General features: G+C 64.1%; 10 protein-coding genes, 1 tRNA gene and 1 other RNA gene. 9 read left to right on the top strand and 3 right to left on the bottom strand.

Translation table 11 applies throughout. The annotated features are described in order from the left end of the window. Positions 1-15: 15 nt before the first annotated feature. Together GTW58_RS14950 and GTW58_RS00670 are read right to left on the bottom strand one after the other, a co-directional pair. Positions 16-1,935 carry an LTA synthase family protein gene (locus GTW58_RS14950; RefSeq protein WP_157980411.1) on the bottom strand — a complete coding sequence of 640 codons (1,920 nt, stop codon included), beginning with the start codon at positions 1,933-1,935 and terminating at the stop codon, positions 16-18. Between the two features lie 249 nt (positions 1,936-2,184). Further along, on the bottom strand, positions 2,185-5,001 hold the full coding sequence (locus tag GTW58_RS00670; RefSeq protein ID WP_119932126.1) for a hypothetical protein: 2,817 nt from the start codon (positions 4,999-5,001) through the stop codon (positions 2,185-2,187). A 328-nt stretch (positions 5,002-5,329) separates the two neighbouring features. Between GTW58_RS00670 and GTW58_RS00665 the strand changes: the two genes are divergently transcribed. Continuing rightward, positions 5,330-5,827, top strand: coding sequence for a flavodoxin domain-containing protein (locus tag GTW58_RS00665; protein WP_157980410.1), 498 nt, complete (start codon positions 5,330-5,332; stop codon positions 5,825-5,827). A 302-nt stretch (positions 5,828-6,129) separates the two neighbouring features. Here the strand turns inward: GTW58_RS00665 and GTW58_RS00660 are convergent. Next, positions 6,130-6,214, bottom strand: a tRNA-Ser gene (locus GTW58_RS00660). A gap of 192 nt (positions 6,215-6,406) precedes the next feature. Between GTW58_RS00660 and ffs the strand changes: the two genes are divergently transcribed. The 8 genes from ffs to GTW58_RS00620 all read left to right on the top strand — a co-directional run bounded on the left by ffs (position 6,407) and on the right by GTW58_RS00620 (position 15,035). Continuing rightward, positions 6,407-6,503: signal recognition particle sRNA small type (gene ffs / locus GTW58_RS00655), an RNA gene on the top strand. A 96-nt stretch (positions 6,504-6,599) separates the two neighbouring features. Next, entirely contained in the window at positions 6,600-9,785 is a 3,186-nt protein-coding gene (locus GTW58_RS00650) for a DNA polymerase III subunit gamma and tau (RefSeq protein ID WP_119932124.1), read from the top strand. 62 nt (positions 9,786-9,847) lie between these two features. Next, the gene (gene recR / locus GTW58_RS00645; protein WP_119932123.1) at positions 9,848-10,444 is read left to right on the top strand and encodes a recombination mediator RecR; all 597 of its coding nucleotides are present in this window, start codon (positions 9,848-9,850) and stop codon (positions 10,442-10,444) included. Positions 10,445-10,579: 135 nt separating this feature from the next. Continuing rightward, complete coding sequence (locus GTW58_RS00640) at positions 10,580-11,872, top strand: aspartate kinase (RefSeq protein ID WP_047691505.1); 1,293 nt, start codon at positions 10,580-10,582, stop codon at positions 11,870-11,872. An 8-nt stretch (positions 11,873-11,880) separates the two neighbouring features. Beyond that, positions 11,881-12,837 carry a 3-methyladenine DNA glycosylase gene (locus tag GTW58_RS00635; protein WP_232817910.1) on the top strand — a complete coding sequence of 319 codons (957 nt, stop codon included), beginning with the start codon at positions 11,881-11,883 and terminating at the stop codon, positions 12,835-12,837. A 198-nt stretch (positions 12,838-13,035) separates the two neighbouring features. After that, positions 13,036-13,242 carry a hypothetical protein gene (locus tag GTW58_RS00630; protein ID WP_119932122.1) on the top strand — a complete coding sequence of 69 codons (207 nt, stop codon included), beginning with the start codon at positions 13,036-13,038 and terminating at the stop codon, positions 13,240-13,242. 812 nt (positions 13,243-14,054) lie between these two features. Beyond that, complete coding sequence (locus GTW58_RS00625) at positions 14,055-14,621, top strand: lipid II:glycine glycyltransferase FemX (RefSeq protein ID WP_342453283.1); 567 nt, start codon at positions 14,055-14,057, stop codon at positions 14,619-14,621. 144 nt (positions 14,622-14,765) lie between these two features. Then, positions 14,766-15,035 (top strand): phosphoribosylformylglycinamidine synthase subunit PurS, encoded by a 270-nt coding sequence (locus GTW58_RS00620; protein ID WP_119932120.1) that lies wholly within the window; start codon positions 14,766-14,768, stop codon positions 15,033-15,035. The last annotated feature ends 9 nt before the right edge of the window (positions 15,036-15,044 follow it).

Genomic DNA, 15,044 nt, shown 5'->3' with positions numbered 1-15,044 from the left:
GCGCAGCCATCAGACTCAGTCGTCAGCACCTGGCCACATGGTGTCCACCGAATACCGCTGCCCCGTGGAGAAGTCGTACTGCACCATGGTCAAGTCATCCAAGGCCCGCATGGATGCCTCATCCAGGTTTTCCCTGTCAATGGACTCACCCCGGAAGTTCAGGGTCCGCACGTGCTGCGGCACCGGAACGGTGTGCCGGACATCGTCCAGCAGGGCGATGTAGGGCGGCACCTTGGCATCCGCCACCTCATAGATCATGGGCAGGAACATGGCGGGGGTGACGGCAGGGGCCCTCTGTGCCTCATTGGTCTTGTTGTTCCACACGAAGAACGGGGTGCGGACCTGCGCCTCAGGCACGTTCTGGCCCAGAATGTCATCGTTGTAGACACCCGGGTGGTGATCGCCGTAGAAGACCACCACGGTTTCTTCCTCGCGGTTGCGCAGCTCCTGCAGGAACTCCTGGGTGGCAGTGTCAGTGTGGGACAACCCCCGGGCGTACTGCCCGTACTGAGCGGCGGTGTCCGGATCCTGGATGTCTGAAGCAATGGGGTTTGTGTAGAAGTCGCCGTATGGACCGTGGTTCTGCATGGTCACCACATTCATGAACAACGGTTCTTCCGTGTTGTCCATCTGGTACAGAACCTCGTTGTAGGCCGACTGGTCACTCACGTACGGGTTGCCCTGAATGCGCATGTTCTCCTGCATCGCGGCGTCGTCAATCACCTCGTCAAAGCCCAAGGTTTCGTAGACGTCAGAACGCTTGTACATGTGCAGGTTGTAGGCGTGCGCGGCCACCGTGTGGTGCCCCGTTGCGTTGAAGGCGCCCACCGCGGAGGGGTAGGTGTCGTGCTCGCTGACAAACATCTGGAACGGGGAGGTCACCTGCGGTTGGAACAAGCCCACAGGCTGCCCCGTCAGGGACTCGAACTCCATGGTGGAAGTTCCCCCACCAAAGGAATTGGCGTACACCGTGCCCGCCAGGGTTTCAGACATGGTCTGCTGGGTGTTGGGAACCGGGTTGGTATCCAGCTCAAAGCCCTCCATCCAGGAAGGGTCAGTGAAGGACTCGGAGAGCACCACCACCACGTTGACGTCATCCATGGTGTTGGGACGCTGCGCATTGATCTCATCTGCCCGCTGCTCATACCGCTGGGTGATGTCATCCATGGTCTGCGCACTGTAGCCATCGGGCTGCAGCATGGGGTCAATCGGCATGTTGTAGAGGAAACCGCCCATGAACCCGTTGGCTCGGTAGTTCCACAGCTGGCTGGAGGTGGTCCAGCCCGGGCCCTTGGCCTCATACATGGAACGCCACATGTTGGGCGGATTGTTGAAGTTGACGGCATGGACCAGCAGCGCGCCGGTCACCACCAGGATGCCGATGCGGGTGGCCAGGAACCCCTTGTTGATACCACCGCCTTCGCGACGCAACCGGGGACGCGGGAACCAGCGGTCAGCCAGTGACCCCAGTCCCACGATCACTGCAACCCCCGCCACCACGGCCACAATCAGCAGGACCACGGCACTGGTTTCCACCATGGAGAGCACAAAACCTGCCTCCGTGACAAAGTCCAGGTCACTGGGGAAAAACGGTTCGCGGCGCAGCTCAACCTTGTTGCGGTTGATCTCCCCCACAATCAGCACCAGGGTGATCACGATCCCCACGGTCCACCAGAGGCGCCCGAGCACAGCCCACACGAATGCCAGCACCACAAAGAGCACCAACATGTCCAGGTACCTGGCAGCTTCCATGGCCTGGCTGAAAGTGTCCTCCGGTGCGCTCACCGTGTACTGCAGCCACACGGCGCTGAACATGGCGGCAGCAATCAGAACCAACGTGCCCAGCACTGCGCCGCGCCAGGTGGCGCGGCGACGACGTTTGGTGATCCTCGGCTCGGCCTGCGTGGGCTGCTCAGGCGAGGAGGTGGTGTTCACGGTCAATACAGATACCCGTCAGAGAGAATTCACATGGTTTTGCGGCAGGTCAGGTTACCAGCCGCGGTGCCCCACGCCACGGGTTTGTGCTCAACGGCACCTGGCACTCAGCCCGACCACGATGACGACGTCCCATCCGGACGCCTGACCCTCAGATGCGAAACAGACGCCCGGCGCATGGCGCCAGCTCCCACTGTTGGGTTGATGCTGGCACCGCGCGCCGGGCGCCGTCGTGTTTTCCGGTCACGCTCAGCCGGTGATGATGCCCGTCTGAGCCGGGATGGTCACGCCGTCGATCACCACAGCCTCCTGCCGGTAGTTCACCCAGACCTGACGACCGTCAGAGAGGTCACGGCGCCACACCGAGTACTCGTACCAGGTGTCCTTCTCCCCCACGGCCACCACGTCAGGGTTGCTCAGGGCATCACGCAGAACGGCCACGGACGGATCCGATTCATCCAAGGACACATCCGTGACTGACTCGTAGGCGGAAGATCCGTTGGCAGCAGTTTCCTGGCAGTCAGGCTGTGCCTGCATGATGGCCATGTCCAGGTTGGTGCCGGTCTCCTTGCCCGTCAGCACGGTGGCCAGGCTCAAGGTCATGTCCTGGACGCGGCGCTGGTCCACCTGCCACATGAGGCTGGCGGTATTCGGCGTGGAATCCACCAGGCACTGCCCACCGATCGAGCCGGTCAGGCTGGGGGAGGTGGTGGCATCCACCGCGAACTGGTGCATGACCACGGGGGTGGAACGGGACAGCTGTGCCAGCACGTCCGCGTTCTGCTCCACCGCGTAGAAGGCACCGAACTGGCTTCCCGTGGGGCTGCCGATCACGAACTCCCGCATCATCCAGTCCAGGTTGCCGCTGTCAGCAAGCTCCTGGGCCAGTGCCACCTGGTTCTGCTTGTCCGAATAGATGCCCAGGTTCCCTGCCAACACCTTGTCCGGACCGGCTGCCTCCATGGCATCCGCAATGATGTCCACGGTGCGCAGGATGGCGCGGCCGTAGGCGTCGTCGGAGCCCCACGGGCCCCATGTGCCGATCTCTGCCATGTCCTGCCCGTGGGCCGGGGACATGGCCATGTCATCCATGAAGATCCCGTCGAACCGCACCGGAACGGCCCCGGTGGTCCCCACCACGGAGTCCGTGGTGACCATGGCGACGGCGTGCTCACCGCAAGCCCTTGCGTAGGACTCCGACTGGTCCGCGATGGTGATGAAGTCAAAGGCCGGGTACACGGCATAGCCCTTGGAGTTGGTGGCCACGTTGCCGTTGTTGGGGGTCACGGCGTACTGATCGCCGTAGGCGGGATCCACGCAACTGGGGTAGAACGGTGCCTTGTCCCATCCGGAGATGGCCTGCATGCCACCAATGTTCAAGTACGCCAGGAACTCGGTGCCCGGGTTGGCGGCCTTCATGTCCGCCAACGTGCAGTCACCGTCAGCCAGCACACCTGATGCCACCAGTGGAGCCACAATCGCCGTGTCCACCAGGCCCACCATGGAACCGCCCGGGCACATGGCCTGGGCCTGCTGGTAACCGTGCAGATAGGCCACGCGTCCGGCAGGGGTGTTGCTGCCCGTGTTCGTGGTGTTCGTAGTGGTCGACTCCGTGGGAGCGGGTGCCCCCGTGGGTACGGGCGACTCAGTGGGTGCCGGGGCCTTTGTCGCCTCGGGGACTGCCGGTTCCGGTGCCACCGTTTCAGGTCCCTGCACCGGAGTGGCGGTTTCCGGGGTCTGTGCAGGTGCCGGGGTCTCCGGGGTCGACACCGGGGTGGTGTCCGTGTTGCTCACCGGCACAACGGGGGTCTGCGTTTGGGGCACGGTGGTCCCGGATCCGGCATTGGTGTTCGTTCCGGAAGTGGTCCCAGTCGGCTGTGCGGGCTGCGACGTCGGTGTGGGCTGAGGTGCTGGCGTGGGATCAACTTCCGGCGCCGGGGAGACCACAGGCTGTGATTCCGGAGCCGGTGTGGGCTGAACTTCAGGCTCGGGCTGCACCGTGGGTTCAGGCTGTGCCACAGGAGCGGGCTGGGCCTCCGGCGCGGTGACCGGTTCCTGAATCGGGTCAGTCTCTGGCTGTGCCACGGGCACCTGGGGTTCCGGTGTCGGCGCCGGCGGTGCTGTTTCCCCCGCCGGTTCGTCGACCGTCGGGACCTCTGAGACGGGTGCCCCATCCGTCGGTACAGCATCAGTGGGCTGCTCCCCAACACTCGGCTCCACAACACTGGGCTCCGACTCAGTGGGTGCTGCGTCAATCGGCGCCGTATCAAGTGGATCCGCGACGGTGGGGGTTTCAGTCACAGGGGACTCGGTGACGGGAGCCTCAGGTGCCTGCCCGTCAGTGTTCGGTGCTTCAGGAGTCGGAACCTCAGCCGGGGCTTCAGCCGCAGGACTCTCCCGCACGGGGCTTTCCGGTTGTTCAGCGGGCACGGGATCCACGGCAGTTTCCGGTTGAATCTCCGGTTGTTGGGCCGCCGGAACGTCCACCACAGGTGTCGGGGCCTCTGGTGCCGGCTCGGCGGGCGCCTCCACCACTGGCGTTTCCACGGGTGGGGTCGAAACTGATGGCGAGTCCACGATCGGTGCCTCAACCGCCGGGGGCTCCTCTGCCGGAACCGGAGTGTCAACAACCTCCGGCGCAGTCTCGGTGGCAGGTGCCTCACCGGTCGTCGTCGGTGTCACCGGGGCTGGAGAAGGTGCCGGAGCCGGGGGTGGAGTTGGATCAACCGTCCCTCGGTTGATCTGCCACCGGTCACGGGTCACGTGGTGGGCTGACGTGCTGGTCCAGTCCACGCGAGGGCGCTCCAAAGCGGCACGCAGATTGCGCGCCAGGGCGCGTCGATCCACGCGCTCACCAGAGGTGTTCACCTCCGCAGCTGCTGCGGGCGCCGTGGTTGCTTCCGGCGGGGTGGTGGGCTGAGGGCTGGCGGTGGAGTCGTTGGAGGAAGGCTGAGCTTCCCCGGACACCACGCCGAGTGGCCCCATGGGAACCGCGCATGCAACCAGGGCAGAACTGGTGAGCACAGCGGTTCCGGTCAGACGGGCCATCCGTGTGGAGGGCTTCATAGGAGGGTCCCCGTTCTCTTGGAAATGAAGGCGGAACGATCGTTGTCGGATCGTTACCTCGGAGGACCCTACTCAAGTTGTCCTGCACCGTCACCGGAAAACTGTCGATAAACGGAACCGTCCACACTTGTGTGCGCAGGCATACGACTCCACATGTATTTGCGCCTGTCACGCGGCACGGGCCATGCGACCCGCTGTCACGCGCGGCCACCCATCTACAACCTCGCACCCTGCCCGCGGCAACTTGCTGCGCGCAGGGAAGGTGCCCGGATCGGCGTGGATAGGCTTGGTGTAGCAGCAGGTCATCTCCCCCGGAAAGACGCATCCCGTGAGCACCTTGATCCTCTCCGCGAGCAAGCACGGCTCCACCACGGACATCGCCGCACGAATTGCGGAGACGTTGTCCACACAAGGCGTTCAGGTGACTGTTGGAGCCCTGGATGATGCCAACCTGGCTTCTGCCGATTGTGTGGTGATCGGCCTGCCTGTTTACACGCAGAAACTGCTGGCCTCAGGAGTGGATTTTCTGGCCGAGCATCAAGATGAACTGGATTCCAGAGAGGTGTTCATCTTTGTCTCCGGTGGATCGCCGCATCTGGACGCCAAACTGCGAGCGCAGCTGCAGCAGTACACCGCTCACCAGGTCCAGTACTTCCGCGGAGCCGTGGACTCCAGCAAGCTCAACCTGGCGGAGAAGGCTGTCCTCAAGGTGGTCAAGTCTCCCCTGGATGCCGACTGGAGGGACTGGGATGCCATTGATCAGTGGGCTGTGAGCATCGCAGCATCTGAACCCGGTGAAGCTGGCACCGGGAACATTGACTCCTGACGGTGACGAGCGTCCCCACCCGTACCGAGTCCCCACCGCACGGTTGGTCCCCCACAAAACCTGCGGATGCCCACGCTGTGGGCGGTGATCTGGAAACGCGATGGGGAGTCGACAACCGAGTGGGGTTTGCACAGCTGGCTGGACAGTCAACAACCGAGTGGGGGAGCCGACCGTCGTCGTGAACCCGGCCAGCCCATGCCACTCACCCTGATTCGGGGGTTGGCCCCGGACAAGAAAGCGAACAGAAAGCAAAGAACGGCGCCCCCGCTCAAAGAGCGAGGGCGCCGTTCTTGATCAATCTGCGGAGGATGGGGGATTTGAACCCCCGAGGGCGTGAACCCAACACGCGTTCCAGGCGTGCGCCATAGGCCGCTAGGCGAATCCTCCAGGCCACATGAACACTGCGGGGCGAACCGCCGCGTGGACATGCACAGGACAGCCTAGACCAAGAACGCAGGTGAGGTAAAACCGGCGCCCTACACCGTGGGTCCATCGCCAACCAAGGCCCCGAAAGCAGCGCTGCGAGCAGGACCCGCTCGGTCAGTTTTCCACCCGGCCACGGGGTCGGCTAAGGTATTGGCCAGCCCCTCGTGTGGCGTCATCCTGCGGAACTCCCCCAGGGCCGGAAGGCAGCAAGGGTACGTGGGCTCTGGCGGGTGCACGAGGGGTCTTCACTTTCTGTGCATCACACCAGACGTGACCGCATCCTCCCCCGGTCCACAGGTTCCAAGAACCCCACTGTGATGTCGTCCTCCCTGATTAAGGTGTCTGTGTGACCACCGCCTTGTATCGCCGCCACCGGCCGGAAACCTTCCAGGACGTGATCGGACAGTCTCACGTGACTGATCCGCTGATGACCGCGCTGCGCAAGAACAAGGTCAACCACGCCTACCTCTTCTCCGGGCCGCGTGGCTGCGGCAAGACCACGTCCGCCCGCATCTTGGCGCGCTGCCTCAACTGTGTGGAGGGCCCCACCCCCACCCCGTGCGGTCGCTGCGAATCCTGCGTGGATCTCTCCCGTGACGGCGCGGGATCCCTGGATGTCATTGAGATGGATGCGGCCTCCCACGGTGGCGTGGATGATGCCCGCCAGCTGCGCGAACGCGCCACGTTCGCCCCGGTGCGGGACCGCTACAAGATCTTCATCATCGATGAGGCCCACATGGTCACCCGGGACGGTTTCAACGCCCTGTTGAAGATCGTGGAGGAGCCTCCGGAGCACATCAAGTTCATCTTTGCCACCACGGAGCCGAACAAGGTGCTGCCCACCATTCGCTCCCGCACCCACCATTACCCGTTCCGCCTGGTCCCGCCCGAACCGTTGATGGACTACCTGCAGCAGCTCAGTGACCAGGAGTCCGTGGGCGTTGAACCCGGTGTGATGGCCATGGTGGTGCGCGCCGGCGGTGGATCGGTTCGCGATTCGCTCTCCGTCCTGGATCAACTGATGGCCGGCACGGACACGGATTCCGTGACCTACAACCTGGCCGTTTCCCTGCTGGGGTACACGCACGGGGCGCTGCTTGACGACGTCGTTGACGCATTTGCCTCTGGGGATTCGGCCACCGTGTTCCGCGCCGTGGACCGCGTGATCCAAACCGGTCAGGACCCACGGCGGTTTGTGGAGGATCTGCTGGAGCGATTCCGTGATCTTGTGATTGTGGACGCCGTTCCGGAGTCAGCCGCCAACATCCTGCACGGCATGCCGGAGGACCAGGTGGCCCGGTTGCGCAATCAGGCTCAGCTGATGGGGGCTGCGGAACTTTCCCGCGCCGCGGACATCACCAATGAGGCCCTCACGGAAATGACCGGGGCAACCTCTCCGCAGCTGCATCTGGAACTGCTGTGCGCCCGCCTCTTGCTGCCTTCCGCAGAGAATTCCACCCGGGGCGCGGGCGCCCGCATCGACCGCTTGGAACGCCGGTTGAACATGGGCCGAACCGGCGCGCCCACAGGGCCATTGGTGGGCGTTGACACAGCCTCGCCCTCCCCCAACGACGACGCCCCCGCGGCCACTGAGCGCGCACACTCACCACAGACCAGCGCGCCGTCCCCGAGCGCAACGGCTGATGCGGCCTCCCGGTCGGCGCAGGAACAGAGCGCCAACGATTTGAGGGCGACGGAGCGCGCGCTGCCGGCAGAACGCAAATCAGGAACCTCCCCAGGCGCGCAGTCTGGTGCCGAGGAACCTGAGCTCCAAGAGTCGGCAGCCAGCAGCACGCCCACACCTGATGCAGTATCTGAATCGGTGCCTCCCCGGGGCGAAGCGGCCCAGCAGGAAGCGCCAGCACCCCATGCGGATCCAGCCACCGCTCAGGGGCCATCCAGCGGTGGCGGGATCGACATGATTCGCGGTTCCTGGACGGAGATTGTGAACACCCTGGCGGACATCCACCGGGTCTCATGGATGACCGTCATGCGGGCCACCCCCGTGGCCTTTGACGGCTCCGTGCTGCAGGTGGTTTTTGACGCTGCGGGAGATCGGAAGAACTTCCCCCGCTTTGAGCCCAACCTGGTGGCAGCCATCCAACAGGTCCTGGGAGTCTCCTGCCGTGTGGAGGCAGTGGGCCCCGGAGAGGGTGGCAGTCACCGGCCCGCTGGGGGTGCCCCCGGACCCGCCGGCGGAGTATCCGGACCTGCGACTGGAAGCTCGGGGCCTGGCGGAGGATCCAGGCCTACTGGCGGCGTACCCGGGCCTACCGCTGGAGGCTCTGGACCCGCCAGCTCTGGATCTGGGCCTGCTGCTGGACACCCTGGCACTGCTGGCACGCCCCAGGGCAGCGCGGAGCCCACCAGCTCAAACGACCGCACCAGGCGCACCGGAACAAGCAGCCACGCGGGTGACCAAACGCCCTCGGCGGACACGGATTCTGCCCCTGTGAACACTTGGGCCGTCGCCCAGATCCCAACCGGTGACGAGCATCAGGAAGATGCCCCGAGCTCACCGGACCAGGGGGATGCACCGGAGGAGTCGCCCGCCAACGCAGGGCCCTCGGTTGGGGCTGACGGCTCCGCATCATCCCCGCAGACCGTGGAGAAGCAGCCCACTCCCCCGTCGGAGCACACGGACGCTGCCCCCCGTACACGCACCCACGCCAACACATCAGGCAACTACACCGACTCAGCAAACAGTGGCCCTGTCTCTTCGGGAGTCGGCACAGGCTCATCGCGCCCTGACCCCACAGCATCAGGATCTGAGCCCACCGCATCAACGTCTGCGCCGACCGCATCGGGCCCGGACTCCACGGCCGCCAACGAAGTCACAGATCGTGGCCAACCCCGGCAGTCCTCACCACGACATCCGTCCGCAACCTCCACCTGGGAGCGGACGGATTCTTCCACCCCTCCGGACTCTCCGGAACCGCCGGCCAGCCCGTATGACGACATCCCCTGGCCTGATGAACCTCCGCCAGAGGATGAACCGCCCTTCGCGGACACCTACGGTCAGGGGCGCCCGTCGCGGGCAGCCGCACATTCAGCACCAACCACCCGGCACGAATTGCCCACGGCCCCGCCACCTCTCGGCACGCCGCGGTCAACCGGCACCCCTTCCTCAGTCAATGCAACGGCCACCATCACGAGTGAGGCGGATGCCCCCGCCCAGCCCACTGCCACTGCCACTGCCACTGAGGATGAGCTGCCACCGGAGCAGTGGCGGCCGTCGTCGTCAAGCAACGGCAACGGGTCAGCACCTGCCACGGCTGCGAAACCAGCACCGTCCGCTCCCCCACGCAAGCCCAGTTTCCGGGAACGACACGCCGCTCAAATCGCAGCGGCCCGTGCCGATTCGGCCACCAAGCCACCCGCCCGGGGGGCTGAGGCAAGCCCGGATGAAGACTTTGTGCCCAGTGATGACGACGTCGCAGTGGAGAACTCAGGGCTTCAAGGCCGTGCCATGATCGAGAAGATCCTGGGCGGGCGCTTGGTGGAAGAACGCCCCCACCAGTCATTGCTGTGAACAAGGCCGCCCCACCTGTCAGCGTGCGTGTGGGCCCATCAATCGTGAAGTGAGTATGTGACGTGTACGAAGGTGCAGTTCAAGACCTGATCGATGAACTCGGTCGCCTGCCCGGTGTGGGTCCCAAGTCGGCTCAGCGCATTGCTTTTTTCCTGCTGGACGCTGACCGCCAAGACGTTCAGCGTTTGTCTGATGCCATGAGCGCGGTCAAGGAACGGGTCAAGCACTGTCAGATCTGCGGCAATGTGGCCGAGCAGGACGAATGCGCCATCTGCCGGGACGCCCGCCGGGATCAGACCGTGATCTGTGTGGTGGAAGAGTCCAGGGACGTCATGGCCATTGAACGCACCAAGTCGTTCCGTGGCCTCTACCACGTACTGGGAGGCTCCATCAACCCCATTGCGGGCATCGGGCCTGATCAGCTGCGGGTCCGTGAGCTGATGACTCGACTCTCGGACGAGTCGATCGAGGAAATTGTGTTGGCCACGGACCCCAACCTGGAAGGTGAAGCCACCGCCACCTACCTGGCTCGCATGCTGAAAACACTGGGCATCAAGGTCACCCGCCTGGCCTCCGGGCTGCCGGTGGGTGGGGACCTGGAATACGCGGACGAGGTCACCCTGGGACGCGCGTTCGAGGGCCGCACCACCGTGAACTGAGCCCAGTCCCCGATACCGGCGGGGCAAACCCCGTCAGAACCACCAAACCTCCGCCGGTACCATGGTTTGAGCCCTGCGCAGCAACACGGCAGCGGGGAAGCAGAACACAGCGCAAAACCTGGGGAGCCAGAGCAGATGAGCTTGATCGTGCAGAAGTTCGGTGGATCATCGGTCGCGGATGCGGCCAGCATCCGCCGCGTCGCACGCCGGATCGTGGAGACCAAGGAGGCCGGAAACGACGTCGTCGTGGTGGTTTCGGCCATGGGTGACACCACGGACGAACTGATTGACCTGGCCAACGAGGTCTCCTCCCACCCGCCGGCTCGTGAAATGGACATGCTGCTGACCGCCGGTGAGCGCATTTCCATGTCCCTGCTGGCCATGGCCATCAATGACTTGGGCGCACCGGCGCAGTCCTTCACCGGGTCTCAGGCGGGCATGATCACGGACGGGGACCACGGTGCGGCCTCTCTGGTGGAGGTCACCCCGTTCCGCATTCAGGAATCAGTGGAGGCGGGCAACATCGCGATCATTGCGGGCTTCCAGGGTGTGCACCGCAAGACCAAGGACATCACCACGTTGGGCCGCGGCGGTTCGGACACCACCGCGGTGGCGCTGGCTGCTGCCATGAAGGCCGATGTCTGTGAGATCTACTCGGACGTGGACGGCGTGTTCACCGCTGATCCCCGCATTGCACCCAAGGCCCACAAGCTGGATGAGATCTCCAGTGAAGAGATGCTGGAAATGGCTGCCAACGGCGCCAAGATCCTGCACCTGCGCTGCGTGGAGTACGCGCGCCGTTTTGGCGTGAAACTCCACGTCCGCTCCTCCTTCTCCCGCGCTGAAGGCACCTGGGTGATCCCCAGCGAAGACGACACCACTTTCTCCACCTCCACAAAGGAGATCCCCTTGGAACAGCCCCTGATCGCCGGAATCGCTCATGACCGCAGCCAGGTCAAGGTCACTGTGGTGGGCGTCCCGGACCGCCCTGGCATTGCCTCCACCATCTTCCGCCTGCTGGCTGACGCCAAGGTCAACGTGGACATGATTGTGCAAAACGTCTCCGTGGCTGATGACCCCACCACGGACCTGTCCGTGACCATGCCGGAGTCCCAGGGCGAGCTGGCCATGAATCTGTTGCGTGCCGCCGAGGAGAAGATCGGCTACGCAGGCCTGGAGTTCGACGACAAGGTGGGCAAGCTGTCCCTGGTGGGCGCCGGCATGAAGTCCAACCCGGGCGTCTCCTTCACGTTCTTTGACGCACTGGCGGCCAACAACATCAACATCGACATGATCTCCACTTCTGAGGTCCGGATTTCCGTGATCACCGCAGCGGACCGCCTGGATGACGCCGTGCGCGCCGTGCACACCGCGTTCAACCTGGATTCGGAGCAGGACGCCACCGTGTACGCGGGGACGGGCCGCTGAGCCCCACGGTGACCGACTCTGCCCCCAGCACGAACGCCACTGCCCTGGTCTTGGAGCCGGGGCAGTGGCGTTCTGCGCAGTCCGCTCACGTGCAGCGGGTCCGCGAGTGGACCGAGCCTTTCCGCCTGCGTCGTCACCGCGGCCTGAAAGACCCGGTCAACGACTTCCTGTTCACCTATTACTCCTTCTCCCCTGGCAAGTTCGAACGCTGGAGCCCGGGGTCCGGCGTCGTACTGTTGGGCGCTGCCCAGGAATTCGCGGGCCAGAAATTTTGGCGCGCCGTGGAGGGCCCGGAAGCCGCTGCCGTGGGGATTCACGACGACGACCGCGCTGTCACCGTTGATCTGCAGGCCTTCCTGGCCGCTCGGGGCAGTGCTGTGGAGTTCGTGGACATGTTGGTGCGCCGCACCGCGGCACGGCCGGGGTTGTTCGGGTGCTTCGGGATACACGAATGGGCCATGGCCTACCGTTCAGCGGTCAACGGGGTGCGCCATGAACAACTGCCGCTGCGGCTGGGTGCGGATGGCACGGATGCGGTGGTGGAGGCGAACAACCTCAAGTGCACGCACATTGACGCCTTCCGGTTCTTCGCCCCGGAGGCCGCACCCATGAATCAACTTCAGCCAACGCGAGAAACCCAGCGCGACCTGGAGCAGCCCGGGTGTCTGCACGCCAACATGGATCTGTTCAAGTGGGCGTACAAGCTGTACCCGGCCGTCCCCTCCGAGTTGATGGCTGATGCCTTCGAGCTGGCCCTGGAGGTCCGCGCCACGGACATGGAAGCTTCCCCGTATGACCTCACGGAGTGGGGTTACGGCGTCGTTGCCGTGGAAACCCCGGAAGGCAAAGCCGAGTACGTGAGGCGGCAAAAGGACTTTGCACGCCGTGCGCAACCCATCCGCGAGCGCCTGCTGGACGTGACGGAAACGCTGCTTGCCCATTCGGCCGGGATCCGCGCAAGCTGACCGCCATCTGAACGCTGCTCAGGTGATTGCTCAGTGGATACCGCAGAACAACTTTGGGCCAGCCATGAGGACACCGTGGGTAAGCCCAGGGATTCGTGGTTGCCCTTGTGCCCCCGTCCGGCCAGGCCAAACATGGGCGGTGGAACACCTCACCACCCGTGTTGGGCTCCGGGTGAGGTCCGAACGAAAGGGCTGATCATGACCGCATTGAACGGCAAGTTGGACAAGGCATGGCAGGACAAGTCGTTGGAGGAGGTGGCAGCAGCACCGGTGGATGCGCTCAAGGGAGTCTCCGAATCGGATGCGCAGCACTTGAAGGAGGCCTTCAACATCAAGACCGTCAAGGATCTGGGAACCAACAAGTTCTTCCGGTGGGCTCAAGCGATTGCGGTGGCTACGGAGTGAGCGTGAATCCCCTCTGAATGGCCGACAGTGGTGCGGTGTCGCAGACGTCCGCGACACCGCACCACTGCACGTGACGGGCGCCTTGCTCTGTGCCAAACCCTCACGGGACTCGGCCATCAGGGCGTGATGGGCGAGTCCCGTGAGGGTTCGGCACCGGTTCCATGCCACAGCGCGCATCTCTTTGCGATGTCGGCGGGCATTTTCCTCGGCCTGTCACACCGACAGCGATCGTGAGTCGACGTTCCAGCAAGGGAAACGTACGAGACAAAGTACTTCAATTTTCTAAAGAGTTGCCTTATGGTTCTGATGACCGGACCTGATATCAGGCGACGCGACCGGCGGACGTCCGGGCCCACCGAAGAATCAGAGACTCAGGACGGCGTGTGGTGACCACATCTCCCAGATCGGCATTTTCTCCCCTGCAATCTGACACGTGGGAGGCCGTGTGCCGTGGCCGGGGGAAATCCACGTTCAGCGGTGTGGGTACCGGGTGGCACGCCTTGGCCATCTTGGAACACCGCCGGTTCGGCCGATACTTGTACTTGCCGTACGGTCCGGTGGCACAGGATGCAGAAGCGCTGGAACAAGCGCTCAGGTGGGCCCGGGGGGTTGCCCACAACCAACGCGCAATGTTTCTAAGAGTTGAACCGCCTACAGCTGGCCCCTGGTACCGCTCGACACTGAAAGTAGAGGTCTCACGCCAAGCGGCATTGCTCCACCACTGGGGCTTTGTTTCCGCCCCGGCGGACCTTCAGCCCCGGCGCACCAGGTGCATTGACCTCAGGGCATCGGACCAGGAGATTCTGGGAAACATGACTGGCACGAATCGCACGGTGTATCGCAGCACCGCTGAACGAGGATTGGAGATCCGTACCAGCCACGATCCCAAAGATATGGTCCACCTGACAGAGCTCATCGACCGGACCGCTGCCCGCCAAGGGTTCACGCCACACGCGCACACCGAACTCGCCGCATTGGCTCAGGCGACCCTTCCACAGGGCGACTCCACGTTGTTCTTGGCTGAGCACAAGAACAACGTGGTCAGCGCCGTTTTGGCCGTGGACGGTGGTGACATGCGCATCTTTGCCCACGGGGCCTCTGACCGCGACTTCAGCAAACTACGCGCTCATCAGTCGCTGATTGTCACTGCAATCCTGGACGCCAAAGAACGGGGGCTGTTGGTGGCTGACCTTTACGGTATTGCGCCTAGCGACGACCCTGAGCACCCGTGGGCAGGCTTCAGCAAGTTCAAGGCTTCATTTGGGGGCTACGTGGTGGAACACTCCGGCGCGTGGGATTTCCCGGTGTGGCCGATGGCCTACCACGCGATGACTGGCGCCCGCCGTGTGATCGCCGCCATGAGGCCATCAATGCGATGACGGCCCGGCGCACCGCCGACTGCCTGGCAGGCGTCCACGGGGCTACACTCAACCTGTCCGTCCGTTGCTGTGTCACCAGCCCGCTGTGATCCGGGCCTGACCTCAGCTGCTGACTCGTCCGCACCATCCTGCACAGGAGCGCCCGTGGCCCGCATTGTTGTTGACGTCATGCCCAAACCGGAGATTCTGGATCCGCAGGGGAAGGCCATTGTGCGAGCTTTCCCCCATCAGGGGATCACCGCTTTCTCCGGTGTCCGCCAGGGCAAGCGCTTTGAACTGGAAGTTGACGGTGAGGTCACGGAGGAGGTGCTGGCCACAGCCCGCCACGCCGCTGAGACCATGCTCTCCAACCCGGTGATCGAGGACGTGGTCAACGTCAGCGTGATCGACAACTCCGACTCTGCCGAGGCCTGAGCCCGTGAG

This window comes from Kocuria subflava, assembly GCF_012163155.1.
Lineage (GTDB): Bacteria > Actinomycetota > Actinomycetes > Actinomycetales > Micrococcaceae > Kocuria > Kocuria subflava.
This window is presented reverse-complemented; position numbering and strand designations above follow the sequence as displayed.

Excerpts from the sequence above, each read along its gene's own strand:
- GTW58_RS00670 (WP_119932126.1), bottom strand. The coding sequence starts at position 5,001 with ATGAAGCCCTCCACACGGATGGCCCGTCTGACCGGAACCGCTGTGCTC.
- GTW58_RS00625 (WP_342453283.1), top strand. The coding sequence starts at position 14,055 with ATGACTGGCACGAATCGCACGGTGTATCGCAGCACCGCTGAACGAGGA.
- GTW58_RS00630 (WP_119932122.1), top strand. The coding sequence starts at position 13,036 with ATGACCGCATTGAACGGCAAGTTGGACAAGGCATGGCAGGACAAGTCG.
- GTW58_RS00640 (WP_047691505.1), top strand. The coding sequence starts at position 10,580 with ATGAGCTTGATCGTGCAGAAGTTCGGTGGATCATCGGTCGCGGATGCG.